The organism is Tenacibaculum skagerrakense, assembly GCF_004345825.1.
Lineage (GTDB): Bacteria > Bacteroidota > Bacteroidia > Flavobacteriales > Flavobacteriaceae > Polaribacter > Polaribacter skagerrakensis.
The window spans coordinates 1-20,500 of the sequence record NZ_SLXM01000016.1 but is presented as its reverse complement, the minus strand read 5'-3'; the positions used below and the strand labels follow the sequence as shown (position 1 = coordinate 20,500).

The window sequence follows — 20,500 nt, the reverse complement described above, 5'->3', positions numbered from 1 at the left end:
ATCAGTGGGAACAATTAATTTACGATTTCAGTGGTGCACCAACAGCAGATTATGTTCGTATTGTTATCTTCTTTGACTTTGGAAATAACGGAGATAATTCTGAGTATTACTATGATGAGATAGAGTTAGTAAATGATTCAGGCGGACCACAACCTTTAGTGTTCCAAGATTTTGAAGGTACAGCACCAGCATTTACCGTATTTGGAAATATTGCAGGAATAGATGTGATAGCCAATCCAGATGCTACAGGAGCGAATACCACTGGCAATGTTGCAAGATTAACAAAAACGAGTGGTGCAGAGATTTGGGCCGGAGGATTTTTTGAAACAGGTTCGCCATTAGATTTTAGTACCTATAGTAAAATCAGTGTTAAAACATGGTCACCAAAGCAGGGAGCAGTAGTTAAGGTAAAGTTAGAGAATCAGGATGCTAGTGTTACTCATGAGATAGATGTGAACACTACAGTTGCTAACCAATGGGAAGAATTGGTGTATGATTTTAGTGGCGCACCAACAGCGGATTATGTTCGTGTAGTTATCTTCTTTGATTTTGGGAATAATGGAGACGATAGTGTTTATTATTTCGATCAGTACACATTAACCAATTAAAAAAGTAAAAGATGAGATTAAAATATATATCAAGAGTAGTCTGTATTGCTTTCATGAGTATTTTCTTCAATAGTTGTGAAGAGAAGGAGTATGAGTTTGGTGATATTACCACTCCGTCAAATATCGATATTGTAGCTACGATAGTTGGTCAAGATGCTACCAACCCAAATGGAGATGGAAGTGGAACGGTTCATTTTGAAGCTACGGCTAGTAATGCGTTATCGTATAAGTTTGTGTATAACGGTTCAGAATCGGTAAAGCCAAACGGTCGCATGACGTATAACTTTAGTGAGTTAGGAGTAAATACATATACAGTTACAGTGATAGCCGTTGGAGCAGGAGGAGTTTCTTCAAGCAAAACGATTCAAGTAGATGTGTTAGCGTTGTACTCTGCACCAGATGATTTAAAGACGTTGTTATATGGATACGACCCATCGAATCCAACAGCGGCAAGTTCAAAGACATGGCGCGTAAAATCAGAAATAGGAGCTCACTTTGGATTAGGTCCAGTTGGCGGATCTGTTTTTGCAGAGTGGTATCAAGCAGGGGCTAATGAGAAAGCAGGAGTAGGAATGTATGACGATCGTTTTACGTTTCATTCAGATGGAACCTTTGAATATGTGACCAATGGTGATGTGTTTGGTAGAGTAAACTTAATAGACCAGTTAGGCGGTTCAGGCGGAACAGTTGATGGAGCAGATGTGCTGAATTATTCTTATGGAGATTATTCAGAGAATTGGACATTAACCGCACCAGGAGGTGTTGAGACTTTATCACTTACAGGAATAGGATTTATTGGATATTACATAGGAAATCATACATATGAGATTTTCAGTAGAAGTAACCCAAATGAAATGTCGTTACGTATTACCGATGGTAACAATGAGTTTGATTGGTGGTTTGTAATTACCTCAGAAGACCCAGCTCCACCATCGGCACCTTATGTGTACAACAATTTAGTTTGGGAAGATGATTTCAACACAGATGGAGCACCAGATGCATCAAAATGGACGTATGATATTGGAACAGGAAGCAATGGATGGGGAAATAATGAGGTTCAGTATTATACAGATAGAGCAGACAATGCAGTTGTAAGCAACGGAAACTTAATAATCACGGCAAAGAAAGAGGACTTTTCAGGAAGTGGTTATACATCAGCAAGATTAAAGACACAAGGATTATATAACTTTACCTATGGTAGAGTAGAAGTAAGAGCAAAGTTACCAGATGGAGCAGGAACATGGCCTGCGATTTGGATGTTAGGTTCTAATTTTCCAACGGTTGGATGGCCAGTATGTGGAGAGATTGATATAATGGAGCAAACAGGAGGTGATAAGAACTCAGTATTATCTGCTGCACATTGGTTTGATACTACAAATAATGTAAAGGCTGATTTTACTCAAAACACATCAATAACCAATGCTACATCAGATTTTCATGTGTATACCATGGAATGGACAGATCAGAGCATTACGGTATATTTAGATGATGTAAAATATTATGAGTTAACAAATTCATCATCTTTACCTTTTAATGACAACTTCTTTTTGATATTAAACATAGCAATGGGAGGAACTTTAGGAGGAAGTATAGATGCTGGATTTACCGAATCTACCATGGAAGTAGATTATGTAAGAGTTTATCAATAGTGTAATAATTTGTATTAATGTGAAAAAATCCTCAACATATAATGTTGAGGATTTTTTATAACTTTTTGAAAATCAGTTGTAAATATAATTTTGTTTAGTTATATTTAAGGTGAGTTAAACGTTCTGGTTTGATTCCATCTTACAGCTATTAACTAACTAAACGCTACTACTATGTTTGCATTTTTTAAAAAGAAGTCAGTAGAAGATAAATTACATTCTCAGTACGAAAGGTTAATGGTTGAAAGAGATAAATTACTTTTAACAGATAAAAACTTAAGTAATCTAAAATTGCAAGAAGCTCAGCGTATTCTTAATCAAATAGAGAGTCTTCGAAATGCGATTTAGGTTCCTCCTCTCCTAATTTTAATTACTTATTCTATTTCATTAAGTAACTCTTTTGCTTCTAAATAATTATAATTGCTTGCATCCGATGTTATTGTTTTCAAGGTTCTTTTTAGTAATTCGTAATCTTTTTGTTTTAGGTAAATTATAGCTTTATACCATGTGGCTTTTTTAGCTTGTAAGGATTCAGAGTTTTGTAATAGATCAAACTGGTCAATGGCATTTGTAAAATCATTAATAGCTAGAAAAGACAAACCATTATAGATATAACTTAACGCATTAGTCGTATTACTTTCAGAACTCATCCTTTGATATTCTGTAAAAGAAATGGTAGCATTTTTATAATCTTTATTTTCAAAGTACTGTTGTCCTTCTATTAATTTAGTATCTGCACTTTCACTTCTATTGACTAATGAAGGTAAGTTTTTATATTCTTCATTAATAATACTTTCGAAATCAGTACTATTACTTTTAATTGAGAAATAAGAAATAGTAGAAATCAATAAAATTGAAGCCGCAACAGCTAATTGTTTAATAAAGCTCTTCCTAGAATACGTTTTTCTATTATCAGCGATAACATTAGAAATAGTTTCTTTTATAGTAGTAATTTCATCACTTTGTAAATACGATTTCATAGCTTTTGCTCTATCAGAATTTAAAACAGAACGATTTAGAGTAATCCATTCATCTTCACTGTAAATCATTCGTATTTCCTTTTCAAAATTAAAAGCATCGGCTAATTCAGAATCGGTAGTAAGATTTTTCTCAAAAGCTTCTTTTTCTGAGTTGTTCATATCTCCATTAAGATACTTATCTATATCTTCTAAATAATCGCTCATGGCTTAAATAAATTCTTTAAATCTAACATCATTTTGAATGGCCTTGGTTAATTGCGACTTGCAATTAAAAATACGTTGTCTAACCACATTGTCTGTCTTATAGCCTAATTGAGTTACAATTTCTTTATAAGGTACTTTTTTAAAAAATAGTTTAAGAAGATCCTTACAATTATCAGAAATACTATTTAGTTTTTCCTGAAAAAACTCCCATTTTTCTTGCTCTAAAGACGCCATAACAATATCCTCATCTTCACTAACTAGTTCAATAACTTTTTCATTTGTTACCACTCTTTTTCTTTTATTTAATTCTCTTTTCCATAAATTACAGGCAGCAACATATAAAAACCCGTCTAAAGAACTACTAATTTCAAATGGATTTGTGTTATATCTGGTAATAACTTGAATTAATACTTTTTGAAAAATATCTTCTGCATCTTCACTGAAGCCATTATTCTTCATTACATAGCTTTTTATTTTTGGATAAACTTTTAAGTAAAGTTCGTTTATAATTTCTCTATTTCCAGTTGCAAGTTCTTTTAATTTATCTATAGTGATGTCACTCATATACTTAAATATCAAAAAATATATTTAATTTTTCTACTTTTGCCATTAACATTTTAAAGGGTTGGGGAACTCAATAAATATAAAGCATAAAAAATATGAAAAAAATAATTTTACAAATTGCTGTAACAGCTTTATTAATAACAAATATAAGTTGTTCAAATGAAAGAGAAACAATTATAATAGAAGATACAAGCGAAACATCTTCTAACATAATTACTAAATTACCTGAAAATGCTGTTAATGCTGATGATTTTTTAAGAGTCCAAGGTTTTGATGTAAAGAAATCAAAAGTAAAAACTAATTTAGGATCAGAAACACTCAATAAAGGTACTTTAAGTTTAGGTGAAGGAACAGGAACTTTTATTAAGTTTTTTATAGTATATCCGCCAGACTGGAGTAATTTACGTAGATTAAATTATTTAGCTGAGGCAAGGTCTAAAACTATTAGAGAGATTTTTGTTATTACTAATTCTTGTGATTTTATCGATACTTGGTATATAGAAGTTTTGGCTTCAGATCCAATAGAGAAAAATAGAGGAAAGAACGTAATTGTTGCCTCAGAAGCTAATGCTGATCCTGATGTGTCAACAACAGAGTCGGATGAAGGTCCTGGCGCAGATGGCCAAAGTACAGATATTAGTTTTACTTTTGGAGAGGATTATTATCATTCTTGCGAAGAAATAATTTTACCTCCATTTTATAATTTGGTTTTAGTTCCAGACGGAGGAGGAGATTCTGATAATAATTCAGGCAGTGGTACTATAAGTGGACCTAATACAGACCCAACTATACCTCAAGAATAATGTTTGTTTTTAAATTAATTAGTATGAAAAATAATGTATTAAAATTATGGTTAACATTATTCGTTTTAGTGTTAAGTTTTAGTTGTTCAAAAGAAAGAGAAACAATTATAATTGAGGATACAACCGACACAACCTCTAATATAGTTACTAAATTACCCGAAAATGTTATAAGCGCTGAGGAACTTTTATTGAGTAAAGGAATCATAAAAGAATCAAAAAAAAGTAAGGATGACAATTTACAAGGACGATTAGTAGAGGGTGATCCTGATTACCAACCTATTATTTATTACAAAAGAATATTTGTGTTATTTCCTAAAGAGTGGAGTAGTTATGATAGATATGTATATTTAAATAATTTCAGAGAGATAATAGGGAAAGATATATATACTGTTATTGATTATTGTGATTATGTAGATACATGGTATGTTGAAGTTTCTAGAGATGTCCCTCCATCTGAGACGACCAATAAATCAAAGAATTTAATAGTAGCCACTAATACAACTCCTGATAGTAATGACACTAACACCGCCGAGGATTCTGATGGACCTGGAGGTATTGGAGGAGATGAGGCTGAAGAAGAAGTGAATTATACTAGTTGCGATCAAGTCCCTCTGCCACCTGGTTATGAAGATCCAATTCTACAAGATGGATTAGGGCCAATTGGAGGTGGTTCAGACGATGATGATATAAATACTCCAAAAAAGTAAATTGAGAAAAAAAATAATATATACAAGTGTTTTAAAGAGAGGAATTATGGTTTCTCTCTTTACGCTTTTTATATACTTTCCTAATATACAAGCGCAAGAAATATCAAAAGCGTTTGATTCTATTTTAGCATTACCCGGAAAGAATATAGATAAGCTAGGTGCTTATTCTAATCTCTTAGAAAAATACAAGAAAGAAGAAAATTTTAAACAATTAGGTGATGATGCACATGAGCTAGCAAAAAAAATTTATAAGGAAGATATTGACAAAGCAATTTTTTACAATAATGTAGGAATAAATGCGAAGCAAAAAGTAGTTCCTTTGGATACTTGCTCTATAAAAACTAGTTTTTACAATGTTGGTTTTTATAATAAGAGTAAGAAAAATTACAAAGAAGCTATAGATGGTTATAAAAAAGCATTAACCTACAGCGATTGTAAAGATTTTGATCGTAAATCAAAAAAATATATAACTGCGTGTTATAATGCAATTGCAACCATATATTTCAATGAAGAAGATTATTACTATGCTGTTTCAAATTACGAGAATGCTTCAAAATTTATTGATACTACCCAAATAGCATCATTAATTAATTTACACATTAACACAGGAAAAGCATACAAATCTATTCGAAGTAAAAAGTCTGGAGAAAAGGCTATTGAAAATTTTTTAAAAGCAGAGTCACTATATTCTTTATTACCAGATTTTAAAGAAGAGGATAAGTTCGGTATTTACTACACTATTGGAGGACAATATTTTCAAAATGGAAATAATATTGAGAAATCTTTTGATTACTACAATAAAGCTCTTGATTTAGTAGACAATATTTCAGATTCGAACGAATTAAAACGTTTCTATTTCAATTTAGGATATACATATCAGAATTATGATGAAGAAAAATCGAAGAAGTACTATAAAAAATCCTTAGAGTACCAAGCAGAGGATGATGAATTTCGAAAGAAGACTTTTTTCGGGTTGGGTGAAAACGCCTCTATTCATGGAGATTATGTTAGTGCTCAAAATTATTTTTTAAAGTCTCTTTCTTTTATTTTAGGAGAATCTATTACCGAAGAACCTGAGCATATCTCGACTGAAAACCTAAAGAAAGTTCAAGATAAAGGTTTTTTACTAGAGTTGTTTAGAACTCAAATGGAAAACTGGGATCGAATGCTACAAGTAAGCTCAGATGATACCATTGCCAAACAAATAATTAATAAAGCAAAACAGTGTGATAATCTAGTGAATTTAATGCTGTTGGATGATTTGTCTCCCAACTCAAAATTATTACTTAGAGATTTAGCATCTGAGATTTACATTTTAGCTTTAGAAGCTTGTTATAAAATAGACGATATAGAAACAGCATTCTATTTTATTGAAAAAAACAAAGCACTATTATTAATCCGCGACTTAAGAAAAGAAAAATTAATAGATAAAGATTCTACAATAAGCTATCGTAATTATTTTACAAGTCCAGAACTTTCTAAAATAGTAACTTTAAACGAAGTTAGGCTTTATGAAAATGAGGTTGTAATCAATTATATAATGGCTGAGCGTTTAGCTGGAAAAGTACCAAATGCTTACGGTTTATTTATTTCTAACAATCACAAAAAGTTATTCAAAATAGAGAATGTTGAAGAATTAATAAAAAATATAACAGAATTTAGAAGTCGATTAAATCAACCTTTTGAAACAGAAAATGATAAAACCCAGTATTTAAAAGTTGCACATTCTATATATGAACTATTAATTCCAGAATCTATACATAAACTAATTGACCATAAAAAAATAACCATTCTAGGAGACCATACTATAAGTTTTGTACCTTTTGAAGCTTTAATTCCAAAAGAGGATAAATTAGAGTATTTAGTTTCATTGAATGAGGTTAATTATGATTATTCTTTGACATTTAGAGAAGAAAATTCTGAAACTAAATTCAATGCTTCGAAAAACTACTTGGGAATCGCTCCAGTGAATTTTTCTGATAAATTAATTAGTTTAAAAAACACAGAAAAAGAGATAGAGCTTGGCGAAGGTTTTTATTCTGGAAAACTTTTAATGGGTAAAAATGCGACGGCAGATAATTTTAAGAAAATAGCTAGTAATTATAAAATTTTACACTTGGCTACACATGCAAATGCCTCTGATACCATAAATCCATGGATAGCATTTCGAAACTCAAAGCTCAAATTATCTCAATTAGATTCTATTAAAACTCAAGCTGATTTAGTAGTACTAAGTGCGTGTAACACTTCTTTGGGGCAAATTGTTAGAGGTGAAGGAGTAATGAGTTTAGCGAGAGGTTTTTTTGCTTCTGGAGCAAAGACCGTAATTCCATCGCTATGGGAAGTAAATGATAAATCTACAACAGCCATCACTTCTAAATTTTATGAATACTTAAGTGAAGGTATTTCAAAATCTGAAGCGTTACGCAAAGCAAAAATTTTCTATTTAGAAAACAACACTGATGCTGAAGCTTCGCCATATTATTGGGCATCACTAATTATGATTGGAGATGATTCTGTACTATTACCTGATAATAATAACATAGCGTTATTTTCAATTGCTTCTCTTATAACTTTATTTTTACTATTTATTGTGTGGAAATTTGTTTCTCGTAACAAAAGGAGCAAACTTTAATAGCTTTTTGTTAGGATTTGTTTATTTGTCAGTAAAGGTTTTTTACTAATAGGTTTTTAGCGTTTTCAATTTTTGGCACGCTACTTGTATTAAGTAGAGTGTATATCAAAAAAATGATATGCATCTAAAATCAAATATTATGAAAAAATTTGTTTTACTACTTACAGGACTATTGTTAACTTCTTTTTCAGTTAACGCATCAGAGACAAGTACAGAAGCTACGGCTCGTTATAATAACTACGGAAAATCATTCATCTTTACAGAAGGAGGAATTGAATTTGCTGTTTACCCTGATGGTCAATTCGATTTTTTCTTAAACGGAAATAGAAATGGAGTGAGTGTTAATTTTAATACTCCAGGTGTAAACATCAGTTTTAATTCTGGTTTTGATTACGACCCGTTTGTACAATATGATGATTATGGAGCAGTAGTACAAATTGAAGATATTCCGATTTTTTACGATCATTATGGAAGAATTGTACAGGCTGGTGATGTATTTATCCGTTATAATCGTTGGGGACGTGTTTCTCGTGTAGGAGGGTTGTTTGTACACTATAACAGTTATGGTAATTTCTTGAACTGTACAGGATATATCAACAGTTTCAATAGATACTATGTGTACCGTCCATATCATAGATACTTTGTTATGCCAGTTGTTGATAGATGTGTAGTTTGGAATCGTCCTTACAGAAGATTTTATTCACCATATAGATTTTCATATAATGTATATAGAAACAACTATTACAATGGTTTTTATAACAGATCATATAGAAATAGAAGTTATTACAGACCAGGAGCTCGTGTAGATCATTTTAATAGAGGTCGAAGAGTTGCAAGCGAAAGAAGTGTTCGATTTAGATCAAAAGATCATAGAAGAACTATGTATCAAAGAAACGATCGTAACTATCGTAAGATTAATGATAATAGAAGTAGAGTTGCAAATAGAGATCATCGTGGAGTTAAAAGATCTAGAACTATTACTAGAGATAGAAACGTAAATAGAAGTGTTTCTAGAGACAGAGCTTACATCAAGGATAGAAATAGAGATTCTCGAGTTAAGAGATCAAATAATAGAACAGCACAAGTTCAAAAAACTAGAGATTATTCTAGAAGTCATTCGATAAATTCAACAAGTAAAGCTCAAAATAACAGGTATAAAAGCAGAAGTAATTCTTCAAGAACAAATACTCGAGCAAAAAGAAGTACTAGTAATGATAGATCAAAAGGGAAATCTTCAAGATCTAGAGTAGCTAGAAGTAGAGATTAGGAAAATTATCCTTATTATGTTTATTGTAAAACCAAAAACACACTTTTTTAAGTGTGTTTTTTTTATGTTAATTGTTCCATTCTAAAGATGAATCTTCAATAGGTTTTTTCAATATTTTTTTATCCATTTTATAATTATGTAACACTCTCCAAGGATATTTTTTACCTTGTCTAGGTAATAAGTTTCCGCCTCTTTTAACGTATCCAGAATTTAAAGAATCTAATATACTTTCTTCAAAATTACTTTCATTATTAGTTTTAGGTTGTACAGATTTGGCGTTGCGTTGCTGTTTTTCCTTTAATAATTTAATCAAGTAATTTGTAGCAACATTAATTTTAAGTGTCCAAGATGCATTTGTGTAACCGAATAAGTACGCGAAGTTAGGAGTGTCTTGTACTAATACACTTTTGTACGTCATTTTTTTATGCAATGGATGTATTTCATTATCAATTGATAATTGCATTCCTCCCAAAACTTGTAAGTTTAAACCAGTAGCAGTAATTATAATGTCAGCATCTAAATGTTTACCAGATTGTAGCTGTATTCCATTTTCTGTAAATGAATCAATATGATCAGTTACTACAGAAGCTTTTCCTTTCCTAATAGCTTTAAACAAATCATTATCAGGAACGGCTGCTAATCGTTGGTCCCAAGGATTGTAGTTGGGTGTAAAATGCTTGATGTCAAAATCTTTTCCTAACTGCCTTTGAATTTTTGAAATTAAAAATTTCTGAATTCGTTTAGGATATTTTTTACTCAATTTAAATATCGTCTGTTGCAGCAATACATTTCGATAACGAGCAATTTTATATACAGTTCTTTCAGAAAAGAATTTTCTCAGTTTAACGGATAGTTTATCGACAGATGGAATGCTGTAAATATAAGTAGGAGAGCGTTGTAGCATTGTAATGTGCGAAGTTTTATCTGCCATTGAAGGGACTATGGTAATAGCTGTTGCGCCACTTCCAATTACAACAACTTTTTTATTAGTATAATTTAAGTCTTTTGGCCAATGTTGTGGATGGATTATTTCACCTTTAAATGCTTCTGTTCCCTTGAATTTAGGTAAATAACCTTTATCGTGATTATAATATCCTGATGCGGCAATTAAAAAGTTACATGTATATAAGATTTCTTTAGTATTTTTTTCATCTATTACTGTAATATTCCAGGCAGCCTCTTTTGAATTCCAGTTAGCAGAAGTAACTTTTGAATTGAATATAATCTTATCACTTACATGGTATTCATTAGAAGTATCAACAAGGTATTGCTTTATAGAGGGCCCATCTGCTAAGGTTTTATCACCATTCCATGGTCGAAAATCAAAACCGAAAGTTAGCATGTCCGAATCAGATCTAATTCCGGGATAGTTGAATAAATCCCAAGTGCCACCAATTTCACTTCTACGTTCTAAAATAGCGTAATTAAGATTTTCAAATTCGTTTTCAAGACGACAAGCCATTCCTATTCCAGAAACTCCAGCACCAATAATAATTACGTCAAAGTTTTTAGTAGTGTTCATTTTAATCAATTGGGTTTTTATAAATGCTTATTTTTTGAAGCATAATTAAGTTTGTAGATTTTTTTCAATTCAATGAAATATAATTTTAGACTCAATGTACTAGTTTTATGGGAATAATTATCCTTTTTTAGTCGAATTGTGATTATTATTTAAAGGTATCTTAACAATACTAGAGAAAAGAGTTATTAGATGTTAACTATTGAGATCACTGAAAAATTGATTGTATTATGACCTATACAAAAACCATACAGTAGTTCTTTTTAGATAAATTAATCACAAATAATCTTAACTTGTCCAAACAAACAACCAAAATTTATGTTAGGAGTATTATCATTTATAGGATTTACATTAATTGTAGCAATTGTTTCATGGAGTGCCACCAGAAAGACTAACGAACAAACTTCCGATGGATACTTTTTGGGAGGAAGAAGTTTAACAGCTGGTGTAATTGCTGGGTCTTTATTACTAACAAATTTATCTACAGAACAAATAGTAGGATTAAACGGTTCAGCTTTTTCTGAGGGAATATTGGTAATGGCTTGGGAAACTTTAGCAGCAATAGCAATGGTAGTAACTGCCATTTTCTTATTACCAAGATATTTAAAAAGTGGATTGATAACAATTCCTCAATTCTTAGCAGAGCGTTTCGATGTTTCAACTAAGACATTAACTTCAGTATTGTTTTTAAGTGGTTATGCGATAGTACTTTTACCAACTATTTTATATTCTGGTTCTTTAGCTATTAGTGGAATGTTCGATGTTCCAGGGTTATTAGGAGTTTCTAAAGGAGCAGCCTTATGGATATGTGTATGGTCTATAGGTATTATTGGTTCTATTTATGCCGTTTTTGGAGGTTTAAAAGCTGTAGCTGTGTCAGACTCAATAAATGCTATAGGATTGTTAATTGGTGGACTTTTAATTCCAATTTTTGGGTTAATTTTTATTGGAGATGGTAGTTTGTTTGATGGTTTTTCAATTTTACAAGATAAAATCCCAACTCATTTTGATTCTATAGGAGGTTCATCTGCTTCAGTACCTTTTGCAACTATTTTTACAGGTATGATGTTGGTACAGTTATTTTACTGGGGAACCAATCAGCAGATTATTCAAAGAGCCTTAGGAGCAAAAAACCTTCAAGAAGGACAAAAAGGATTGTTATTAGGAGCTTTTATTAAAATATTAGGACCAATTATTGTAGTATTACCTGGTATTATTGCTTACTATATGTCTGTTCAAGGTACTATGGAAGTTGGAGCGCCAGATGAGGCGTATGGACAATTAGTTAGAAAGATATTACCAAAAGAGTTTATTGGCTTCTTTGCGGCGGTATTGTTTGGAGCTATTTTAAGTTCTTTTAATAGTGTTTTGAATAGTTCTGTAACGTTATTTGGTATTGATATCTACAAAGAACATATCAATCCAAAAGCAGAAGAAAATGTTGTTGTAAAATACGGTAAGGCTTTTGGAATCTTATTAGCTATTGCGGCCATGTTTATTGCACCATTCTTATCGAGTTTAGAAAGTATATTTTCTTATTTACAACAAGTAAATGGAGTGTATAGTATTCCAATTTTAACAATCATTTTTGTTGGTTTTGTTACAAAGAAAGTACCTGCAATTGCCGCTAAAATAGGATTGTTAACAGGATCTATTTTATATATAATTAGTGAGTTTGTTTTAAGGCCAAATTTTGTAAGTAAGGCTCTTGAAAATGCTAAAAGTGCAGGTGTTGTTGATAAGGAAGCTTTAAACTTAGTAAAGGCAGAGGCGTATCCTCATTTTTTACATGTTATGGCTATTCTATTTGTTTTGAATACTGTTATTATGTTATTAATTGGAAAGTTTAAACCAAAAGCGGTAGCCTATGAACAAAAAGAATCAAAACAGGTTGATATCACACCATGGAAACATACAAAGCCAGTTGGAATATTTATTTGTATTATTGTAATACTAATATATATTTTTTTTTCCTAGTTGAATAAACAATACATTTATACGTTTCTTTTACTGTTTTTATTTGTTGGGTTACATGCTCAAGAAATACCTCTTATCAATAAATTTTATCCAGAAGATTATAATGCTGAATCTCAAAATTGGTCTATTAGTCAGGCTAAAAACGGATTTGTTTATGTAGCAAATAACAAAGGACTTTTAGAATTTAACGGAGCTCATTGGACTTTATATTCAACGCCTAACCAAACCATAATGCGATCTGTTAAAGCACATGATAGTAAAATTTTTACGGGATTTTACATGGATTTTGGTTTCTGGGAAAAAGACGAGTTTGGAGTGTTAAACTATACTTCAATAGTTAATGAAAGCAAAGTTAATTTATTATCTGATGAACAGTTTTGGAATATCATTGAGCTTGATGGGTGGATTCTTTTCCAATCGTTACAACGAATCTATATCTATAATTTAGACACTAAACTTGTTAAGGTAGTTAATTCTGAAACATCAATAACGAAGATGTTTAAAGTAGATGGTAGCGTGTATTTTCAAGAAGTAGGAAAAGGTATTTATAAAATTGAAAAGGGAATCGCCAAGCTATTTTCAGATAGAAAAGAGTTACAGGACAATGTAGTAGTGTTAGCTTTTAAGAAAAATCAAGAATTGGTTTTTCTTACTCAAAACAAAGGCTTTTTTACCAATCAAGGTAAGTTTTTGCTAAATAGTAATTTATCAAATTATTTGTTAGATAAATCAGTATACAATGCCGCACAATTACGAAACGGCTTTTTTGTTATTGGAACCATCTCTAACGGAATCGTATATTGTAATCCTTCAGGTAAAATTAAATATACATTAACTCAAAAAAACGGATTATCCAACAATACTGTTCTTAGTACTTTCGAGGATAATAAAGGAGATATTTGGCTAGGTCTAGATAATGGAATTAATAAGATCGATATTACTTCATCTATCAGAATTTTTAAAGATCAGAATGGCACTTTAGGAACTGTTTATACTACTGCCTTCCATAACGGATATTTATATTTAGGAACCAATCAAGGTTTGTTTTGTAAAGAGTATCCATCATCAAATAGTTTTGAATTTATCCCTAATACACAAGGACAAGTGTGGAGTTTAGAGGTTGTTGATGAAACGTTATTTTGTGGTCATAACAATGGAACTTTTACCGTTAATGATAATAAGGCTAACTTAATAAGTAACATACAAGGTACTTGGGGAGTTAAAAAAATTGATGAAGGTAAACTGCTTCAAGGGAACTATGACGGATTATATGTTTTAAAAAAATCTGCCGAGAATTGGGAATTATCTCATAAAATTGAAGGGTTCAATAATTCATGTAAGTACTTCGAATTATATCATAGTAATACCGTTTTTATTAATCACGAATACAAAGGAGTTTATAAGTTAAAACTAGATGATCAATTTAAGAAAGCAGTTGAGGTTAAAATAGATTCTTCGATTGATAAAGGAGTTCATTCAAGTATTATAAAGTATCAGAACAATATCATTTATGCGTATAAGGGAGGTGTTTATAGATATTTTGACAAAGCAGATAAATTTGCTAGAGATACGGTTTTAGATAAGTTAATTGATAAAAATGATTTTTTATCAGGAAAATTAATTTTTGATGCTTCTTCTAACAAACTTTTTTCGTTTTCAAAAGAGAATATAAGTTATTTAAGACCTGATAAATTCAGCTCTAATTCAATTATAACTAGAAAAGGAATTACTAGTAACCTAAGAAAAGGAGCCATAGGCTATGAAAATATTCAAAAAATAGCGGACAACAAATATCTAATAGGTACATTGAATGGTTACATTATTACCGATTTAAAAGTAGATGATAAGATTTCGTATAACTTATCAATCAATAGTGTAAAAAACCATTCTGTAAATGGAGAGCCAAAATATTTAGAAATTTTAAATGAAGATCCAAAAGAATTATCTCCTGAAAATAATAGTTTAGAGTTTACTTATAGTGTTCCTTATTTGTCAACCGATGCGCCAGTTAAATACCAATATAAATTAGAGGGTTATAGAGATGACTGGAGTAATTGGTCTTACAATAACAAAATTCTTTTTGAGAATCTATCTTTTGGTAATTATATATTTAAAGTAAGGGCTAAAATAGGTGATGAGTTGGTAAGTAATGTACCAACATATACTTTTACGATTCAACGAGCTTGGTATATTTCAAATGTAGCTATTGCCAGTTATGTGTTATTTGTATTTCTGTTTTCTTTATTTATGGATAGACTTTATAAAAGCTATTATCGAAATCAGAGAGAGCAGTTACTAAGAAAGCAAGAAAGAGAATTTCAATTAAAATCGCTGGAAAGTGAAAAAGAATTAATGGAAATTAAAAACAATCAACTCAAACAAGATGTAGAAAGTAAAAATCGTGAGCTGGCTGTTTCTACGATGAGTATGATTAAGAAAAACGAATTATTAAATTCTTTAAAAAACGAAATTCTTAAAGGAGATGATAAGAGTTTGAAGTCAGTTATAAAAATAATCGACAAGAATTTAAACAATACAGACGATTGGCAAATGTTTGAAGAAGCATTTAATAATGCTGACAAAGATTTTATAAATAAGATAAAAAAGATCCACAACAATCTTACCCCAAATGATCTTAGATTATGCGCGTATCTTAGATTGAATTTGTCTTCTAAAGAAATAGCTCCACTATTAAATATTTCACCTAGAAGTGTAGAAGTAAAACGATATCGTTTGCGAAAAAAGATGGATTTACCACATGATGTGAACTTAACAAATTATATTTTAGAGATTTAAAAACACAACAATAGTGTTTTATTACCTATACATCACTACAACATTCTCTATTTTGTCTTTATTTTTTCTTATACAATGTTAAGCTTTTCTTAAGGTTTCGGGCTTTTTTTGAGTTGTATGTTTTTTGTATTGGGGTTTATTGCTAATAATATAAAAAACAACGAGTAATTTTAGGATATAATCAAAAACTCGTTATATGAGAAACCTAATTACACTATTTATTTTGTCACTATCTATAGTTGTAATACAAGCACAAGAGATGACTGTAAGTGGAAAAGTTACTGATTCAAAAACAGGACAAGTTTTACCTGGTGTTAGCATTATTATTAAAAACACTGTAAGTGGAACGGAAACAGATTTTGATGGTAATTATAAAATTAAAGCTGCAAATGGTAGTTCTTTAATATTTTCATCCATCGGTTATACTACAAAAACTATAGTAGTAAATGGTTCAGTTATCAATGTATCGTTAGAGGAAGATTCTGAACAATTAGAAGAAGTTGTTATCATTGGTTATGGTAGCAAAGCGAAAAAAGATGTTACAGGAGCTGTTTCTTTAGTAGATTCTCAAACTATTGAAGACTTAAAGCCTGTAGATGCTAGTTTAGCTTTACAAGGAACAACATCAGGGGTTTCTATTAACACAGCATCTGGTTCACCAGGTAGCGGCTTTAACATTTTAATAAGAGGTATTAGTTCTAACAGAGCAAACGGACCTTTAGTTGTTGTTGATGGATTAGCTGGAGCTAACTTAAATACAATTAACCCTAATGATATCGAATCTGTTTCTGTATTGAAAGATGCGCAAGCTGCAATTTACGGTATTCAGGGAGCTAATGGAGTTATTTTAGTTACTACCAAATCAGGTAGAAAAAATGCTAAAATGAAAATAACGTATGATGTCTACACTGGTATTCAGGAAACTACTAAAAAGTTAGATTATCTAAATGCAACTGAATATGCTTTTATTTTAAATGAGAGTTATGCAGCGGGAGGACAGTCATTGCCATTTCCAGATGTTAGTAATATTACTAACAATACAGATTGGCAAGATGAAATTTTTGCTAATGCATTTATGATTAATCATAATGTTGGTATTTCTGGTGGTTCCGAAAAAATAAATTATTACTTAGGTGCTTCAAGACTAGAGCAAGACGGAATCATTGCTCCAGAGAAGTCAAATTTTATTCGTAACAACGTAAGATTAACTTTAGGAATCGATTTAAGTGATAAGGTAAAAATATCTACAACCACTAACTACTTTACAAACTTCAGAAGAAGTATTTCAGAGAATGGTTTAGGATCTGTATTGTTCAATGCTTTAAACTATGCACCAACCTATTCGTTAGATCAAGAAGATACTACAGGTTTCTTAGGAAATGAGGTTATCAATCCTTTATCTCAAATTAGAGATACTTATAATGATTATTTCGGTAGTAGTTTAGAAGGTACTTTTCAAATAGAGTACACGCCAATTAAAGATTTAACTGTAACAAGTAGAATCGGTTATAAAACCTATAGCGATAAAGGTAAAACGTTTTTACCAATAGTTAATTATGGAGCTGGTAAGGTTTTCAATAGAGATAGAAGTCAGGTAGACCAATCTAGAACGAACTCAAATAATTATAACTGGGAAACTTTTATTAACTATAAAAAGACATTAGCTGATGATCATAATTTTGAAGCTACTCTTGGAACAAGTATGCAGAAGAGTTGGGGAGATGGTCTTTTTGCAACGGGTTATGATGTACCAAATAATTCTTGGGATTTTGCAGATATCAGTTTAGCAAATGGTATTAATAATGCACTAACAAACGGATCGTATGTTTTTGATAACAGATTACTGTCTTATTTTGGTCGTTTACAATATGATTTCAAAGGGAAGTATTTAATTTCAGGGATGATTCGTAGAGATGCAGCATCTGATTTTACTCCAGAAAATAGAGTAGATTATTTCCCATCTGTTACGGCTGGATGGAAAGTTTCAGAAGAAAGCTTTATGAAAAATATTGATTTCTTAAACTTCTTTAAATTAAGAGCTAGTTATGGTTTCTTAGGAACAAATGCAGGAGGTAACTTATTTAGAGCTCAATTAAACGGGGAAGGAACTTACGTACTAGATGATACTATTGTAAATGGTATTGCTGTAGGTACACTTCCAAATACTGATGCAAGGTGGGAAAGAGGAGAGAAGCTAGATATTGGTTTCGATGCTACTTTGTTCAAGAATAAGTTAGAAATTACTGCAGATTATTTCCAAGAAGATAGAAACGATTTATTAATTCCAAATATCCCTGTTTCAGGAATTATAGGAACTGCAGCACCTGGTTCTGGAAGTCCAACTGTTAATGCGGGTACTTCTAGGGTAAAAGGTTTTGAATTTGCTATCAAATACAAAGACAATATTGGTGATGATTTCTATTACAATGTTAATTATAACGTTACTAGAGTTCAAGGAGAAGTAACTAAAATTAATGGAGATGTAATTATAGAAGGCGGTGCTTTTGGTGTAGGGCAATTAGCGCCTGTTAGAATGGAAGTAGGACAACCGATAGGATATTTTTACGGATTACAAACGGATGGTGTTTTCCAAACGGTAGATGAAGTTAACAATTCACCTTCTCAATCAGGTTTATTAGGAATCGATGCAGTTCCTGGTGATTTAAAATATGTTGATGTAAATGGTGATGGAGTAATCGATTTTGATGATAGAACTTATATAGGAAATCCTCAAGCTGAATATATTATGGGATTAAACTTAAGTTTTAATTATAAGAATTGGGATTTTACTACCTACATGTATTCAGAATTGAATAAAGAAATGGTTCGTAATTATGAGAGAGATCAACCTAATGTTAACCGTCATGCTTTTTATTTAGACAGATGGAAAGGTCCTGGAACTAGTAATGAAGTTCCAAGAATCACAACTGGAGCAACAAACAACAAACTATTCTCAAGTTTTTATGTAGAAGATGCTTCTTTTCTAAGAATCCAAAATATTCAATTAGGATATAGTTTGCCTGATAGTGTTTTAGAACGAGTTGGTTTTTCAAAGGTACGTTTATTTACCACTGTTAATAATGCTTTCACTTTTACAAATTATAAAGGTTTTGATCCAGCAGCTACAACAGGTCAAGCTATTGGAGGTGGAATTGATTATGGGTTCTATCCATTATCGCGTCAGTATTTATTAGGATTAAACTTAGCATTTTAAAAGAATCAAAACATGAAAAAATATAATAAAATAATAGCTTCATCTATTTTTATTCTATTAATGGCGCTTTCCTTTAATAGTTGTTCGGATGAATTTCTAGATAATACAAAAGAGTATAATATAGACTCAGAAAATTACTTCAACTCTGAAGATGATTATTACAAAGCTTTAGTCGGAGCATATGACTTATTGCAGTCTACTTATGTAAACGTAATGTTAGGTGAAATTGCTTCAGATAATTCATTATGTGGTGGTGAAAGTGCTACAGATGTAATCGGTTTTCAGCAAATTGATGATATGAATCATACACCAGTAAATAGTAATTTAAGAGATGTTTGGAATTGGATGTTTGCTGGAGTAAATAGAGCTAATTATATTCTTGAATTTAAAGACAAAACTGATTTTGATGGTAAGAATGTAATTATTGCTGAAGCTCGCTTCTTAAGAGCTTATTATCATTTTGAATTGGTAAAGTGGTTTGGAGGTATTCCATTAAAAGGAGATGCACGTTTTCAATTAGGTGACGAAAAGTCAATCCCAAGATCTTCAGTAGCGGAAGTGTATGCTTCAATTGAAGCAGATTTACAATACGCTGTAGATAATTTATCATATATCTCTCCTCAAGTAGGTAGAGCTAATAAAGGATCAGCTCAAGCTTTATTAGGAAAAGCGTATTTATACCAAAATAAGTTTACTGAAGCTGCCACTGTTTTAGAAAACTTGATTAATAATGGTCCTTTTGACTTGGTTCAAAATTACAATACTATTTTTGAGCATGTTGGAGAAAACGGAATAGAATCAGTTTTTGAAGTACAATATACCGATGTTGAAGGTGCTGGTTTTGGATGTTTACAATGTAGTGAAGGTAATGTTGCAGTTGGATTTAATGGAATTAGAAATTACAACGGTCCTGAGTTCGATTCTGGATTTAGTTTTAATGTTCCTGTTCAAGAAGCATATGATGCTTTTGATGCTGACGATTTAAGAAGAGATGTGGCTATCTTAGACATTAATGCTTGGGCAACTTCTACAGGTGCCACTTTTACTGAAGGTTTTGAGCATACTGGATTTTATAATAGAAAATACATTGCTAGAAAAGGTGATTTAAATACAGGAGATCCAAACCTTACTAACCCTAATAATTATCGTTCTATTCGTTTTGCAGATGTATTATTAATGGCTGCAGAAGCATTAAATAGAGGAGGTATTAGTGATGGTAGAGCTCAACAATATCTAAATAGAGTTAGAAGAAGAGCTTTTGGAGATACAAATCACGATATTAATGATACAGGAACTACTTTAACGCAAGCAATTTATAATGAAAGAAGGTTAGAGTTAGTAGGAGAAGGACACAGATTCTTTGATTTAGTAAGAACAGGAAACGGAACTACAATTCCTGGATTTACACCAAATAAAAACGAATTATTCCCTATTCCAATTGAAGAAATACAATTTTCTAATGGAAACTGGTCACAAAACCCGGGTTATTAAAAAATAATAAGGATTATGAAGAAAATAGTCAAGATATTACTAGTATTAATCATTTTTGGTTCGTGTACTGAAGATGAGCGCGATTTATC

Annotated in this window: 13 protein-coding genes and 1 pseudogene; 11 read left to right on the top strand and 3 right to left on the bottom strand. The window is 31.2% G+C overall.

Translation table 11 applies throughout. The annotated features are described in order from the left end of the window. From EV195_RS16785 to EV195_RS16155, 3 genes and pseudogenes are all read left to right on the top strand, one after another. Positions 1-608 (top strand): annotated as a pseudogene (locus EV195_RS16785) (hypothetical protein); the annotation flags it as partial. Between the two features lie 11 nt (positions 609-619). Then, positions 620-2,257, top strand: a complete 1,638-nt coding sequence (locus tag EV195_RS16160) for a glycoside hydrolase family 16 protein (RefSeq protein ID WP_132796018.1) — start codon at positions 620-622, stop codon at positions 2,255-2,257. Positions 2,258-2,428: 171 nt separating this feature from the next. Further along, positions 2,429-2,602 carry a Lacal_2735 family protein gene (locus tag EV195_RS16155; protein ID WP_132796017.1) on the top strand — a complete coding sequence of 58 codons (174 nt, stop codon included), beginning with the start codon at positions 2,429-2,431 and terminating at the stop codon, positions 2,600-2,602. A 26-nt stretch (positions 2,603-2,628) separates the two neighbouring features. On the opposite strand, the gene EV195_RS16150 is transcribed toward EV195_RS16155, so the two are convergent. After that, a complete protein-coding gene (locus tag EV195_RS16150; protein ID WP_132796016.1) occupies positions 2,629-3,438 on the bottom strand; it encodes a tetratricopeptide repeat protein in 810 nt (269 codons plus the stop codon). Between the two features lie 3 nt (positions 3,439-3,441). Beyond that, positions 3,442-4,002: an RNA polymerase sigma factor gene (locus tag EV195_RS16145; RefSeq protein WP_132796015.1), complete on the bottom strand. Its 561-nt coding sequence runs from the start codon at positions 4,000-4,002 to the stop codon at positions 3,442-3,444. 95 nt (positions 4,003-4,097) lie between these two features. On the opposite strand from EV195_RS16145, the gene EV195_RS16140 reads away from it, so the two are divergent. The 4 genes from EV195_RS16140 to EV195_RS16125 all read left to right on the top strand — a co-directional run bounded on the left by EV195_RS16140 (position 4,098) and on the right by EV195_RS16125 (position 9,414). After that, positions 4,098-4,805 carry a hypothetical protein gene (locus tag EV195_RS16140; protein ID WP_132796014.1) on the top strand — a complete coding sequence of 236 codons (708 nt, stop codon included), beginning with the start codon at positions 4,098-4,100 and terminating at the stop codon, positions 4,803-4,805. Between the two features lie 23 nt (positions 4,806-4,828). Continuing rightward, on the top strand, positions 4,829-5,512 hold the full coding sequence (locus EV195_RS16135) for a hypothetical protein (protein WP_132796013.1): 684 nt from the start codon (positions 4,829-4,831) through the stop codon (positions 5,510-5,512). 1 nt (position 5,513) lies between these two features. Next, positions 5,514-8,147 (top strand): CHAT domain-containing protein, encoded by a 2,634-nt coding sequence (locus tag EV195_RS16130; RefSeq protein ID WP_132796012.1) that lies wholly within the window; start codon positions 5,514-5,516, stop codon positions 8,145-8,147. Between the two features lie 139 nt (positions 8,148-8,286). Then, a complete protein-coding gene (locus tag EV195_RS16125) occupies positions 8,287-9,414 on the top strand; it encodes a splicing factor U2AF large subunit (RefSeq protein WP_132796011.1) in 1,128 nt (375 codons plus the stop codon). Between the two features lie 67 nt (positions 9,415-9,481). Here the strand turns inward: EV195_RS16125 and EV195_RS16120 are convergent, their stop codons facing one another. Then, the gene (locus EV195_RS16120) at positions 9,482-10,936 is read right to left on the bottom strand and encodes a flavin-containing monooxygenase (RefSeq protein ID WP_132796010.1); all 1,455 of its coding nucleotides are present in this window, start codon (positions 10,934-10,936) and stop codon (positions 9,482-9,484) included. Positions 10,937-11,251: 315 nt separating this feature from the next. On the opposite strand from EV195_RS16120, the gene EV195_RS16115 reads away from it, so the two are divergent. From EV195_RS16115 to EV195_RS16100, 4 genes are all read left to right on the top strand, one after another. After that, on the top strand, positions 11,252-12,910 hold the full coding sequence (locus tag EV195_RS16115; RefSeq protein WP_132796009.1) for a solute:sodium symporter family transporter: 1,659 nt from the start codon (positions 11,252-11,254) through the stop codon (positions 12,908-12,910). Then, a complete protein-coding gene (locus tag EV195_RS16110) occupies positions 12,911-15,706 on the top strand; it encodes a helix-turn-helix and ligand-binding sensor domain-containing protein (RefSeq protein ID WP_132796008.1) in 2,796 nt (931 codons plus the stop codon). Between the two features lie 196 nt (positions 15,707-15,902). Beyond that, entirely contained in the window at positions 15,903-18,920 is a 3,018-nt protein-coding gene (locus EV195_RS16105) for a SusC/RagA family TonB-linked outer membrane protein (protein WP_132796007.1), read from the top strand. A gap of 60 nt (positions 18,921-18,980) precedes the next feature. After that, positions 18,981-20,411, top strand: coding sequence for a RagB/SusD family nutrient uptake outer membrane protein (locus EV195_RS16100; protein ID WP_394851315.1), 1,431 nt, complete (start codon positions 18,981-18,983; stop codon positions 20,409-20,411). Positions 20,412-20,500: the final 89 nt, after the last annotated feature.

What these genes read in the sequence shown, in the direction of transcription:
- EV195_RS16160 (WP_132796018.1), top strand. Translation starts at nt 620, where the DNA reads ATGAGATTAAAATATATATCAAGAGTAGTCTGTATTGCTTTCATGAGT.
- EV195_RS16155 (WP_132796017.1), top strand. Translation starts at nt 2,429, where the DNA reads ATGTTTGCATTTTTTAAAAAGAAGTCAGTAGAAGATAAATTACATTCT.
- EV195_RS16150 (WP_132796016.1), bottom strand. Translation starts at nt 3,438, where the DNA reads ATGAGCGATTATTTAGAAGATATAGATAAGTATCTTAATGGAGATATG.
- EV195_RS16145 (WP_132796015.1), bottom strand. Translation starts at nt 4,002, where the DNA reads ATGAGTGACATCACTATAGATAAATTAAAAGAACTTGCAACTGGAAAT.
- EV195_RS16140 (WP_132796014.1), top strand. Translation starts at nt 4,098, where the DNA reads ATGAAAAAAATAATTTTACAAATTGCTGTAACAGCTTTATTAATAACA.
- EV195_RS16135 (WP_132796013.1), top strand. Translation starts at nt 4,829, where the DNA reads ATGAAAAATAATGTATTAAAATTATGGTTAACATTATTCGTTTTAGTG.
- EV195_RS16125 (WP_132796011.1), top strand. Translation starts at nt 8,287, where the DNA reads ATGAAAAAATTTGTTTTACTACTTACAGGACTATTGTTAACTTCTTTT.
- EV195_RS16120 (WP_132796010.1), bottom strand. Translation starts at nt 10,936, where the DNA reads ATGAACACTACTAAAAACTTTGACGTAATTATTATTGGTGCTGGAGTT.
- EV195_RS16115 (WP_132796009.1), top strand. Translation starts at nt 11,252, where the DNA reads ATGTTAGGAGTATTATCATTTATAGGATTTACATTAATTGTAGCAATT.
- EV195_RS16105 (WP_132796007.1), top strand. Translation starts at nt 15,903, where the DNA reads ATGAGAAACCTAATTACACTATTTATTTTGTCACTATCTATAGTTGTA.
- EV195_RS16100 (WP_394851315.1), top strand. Translation starts at nt 18,981, where the DNA reads ATGGCGCTTTCCTTTAATAGTTGTTCGGATGAATTTCTAGATAATACA.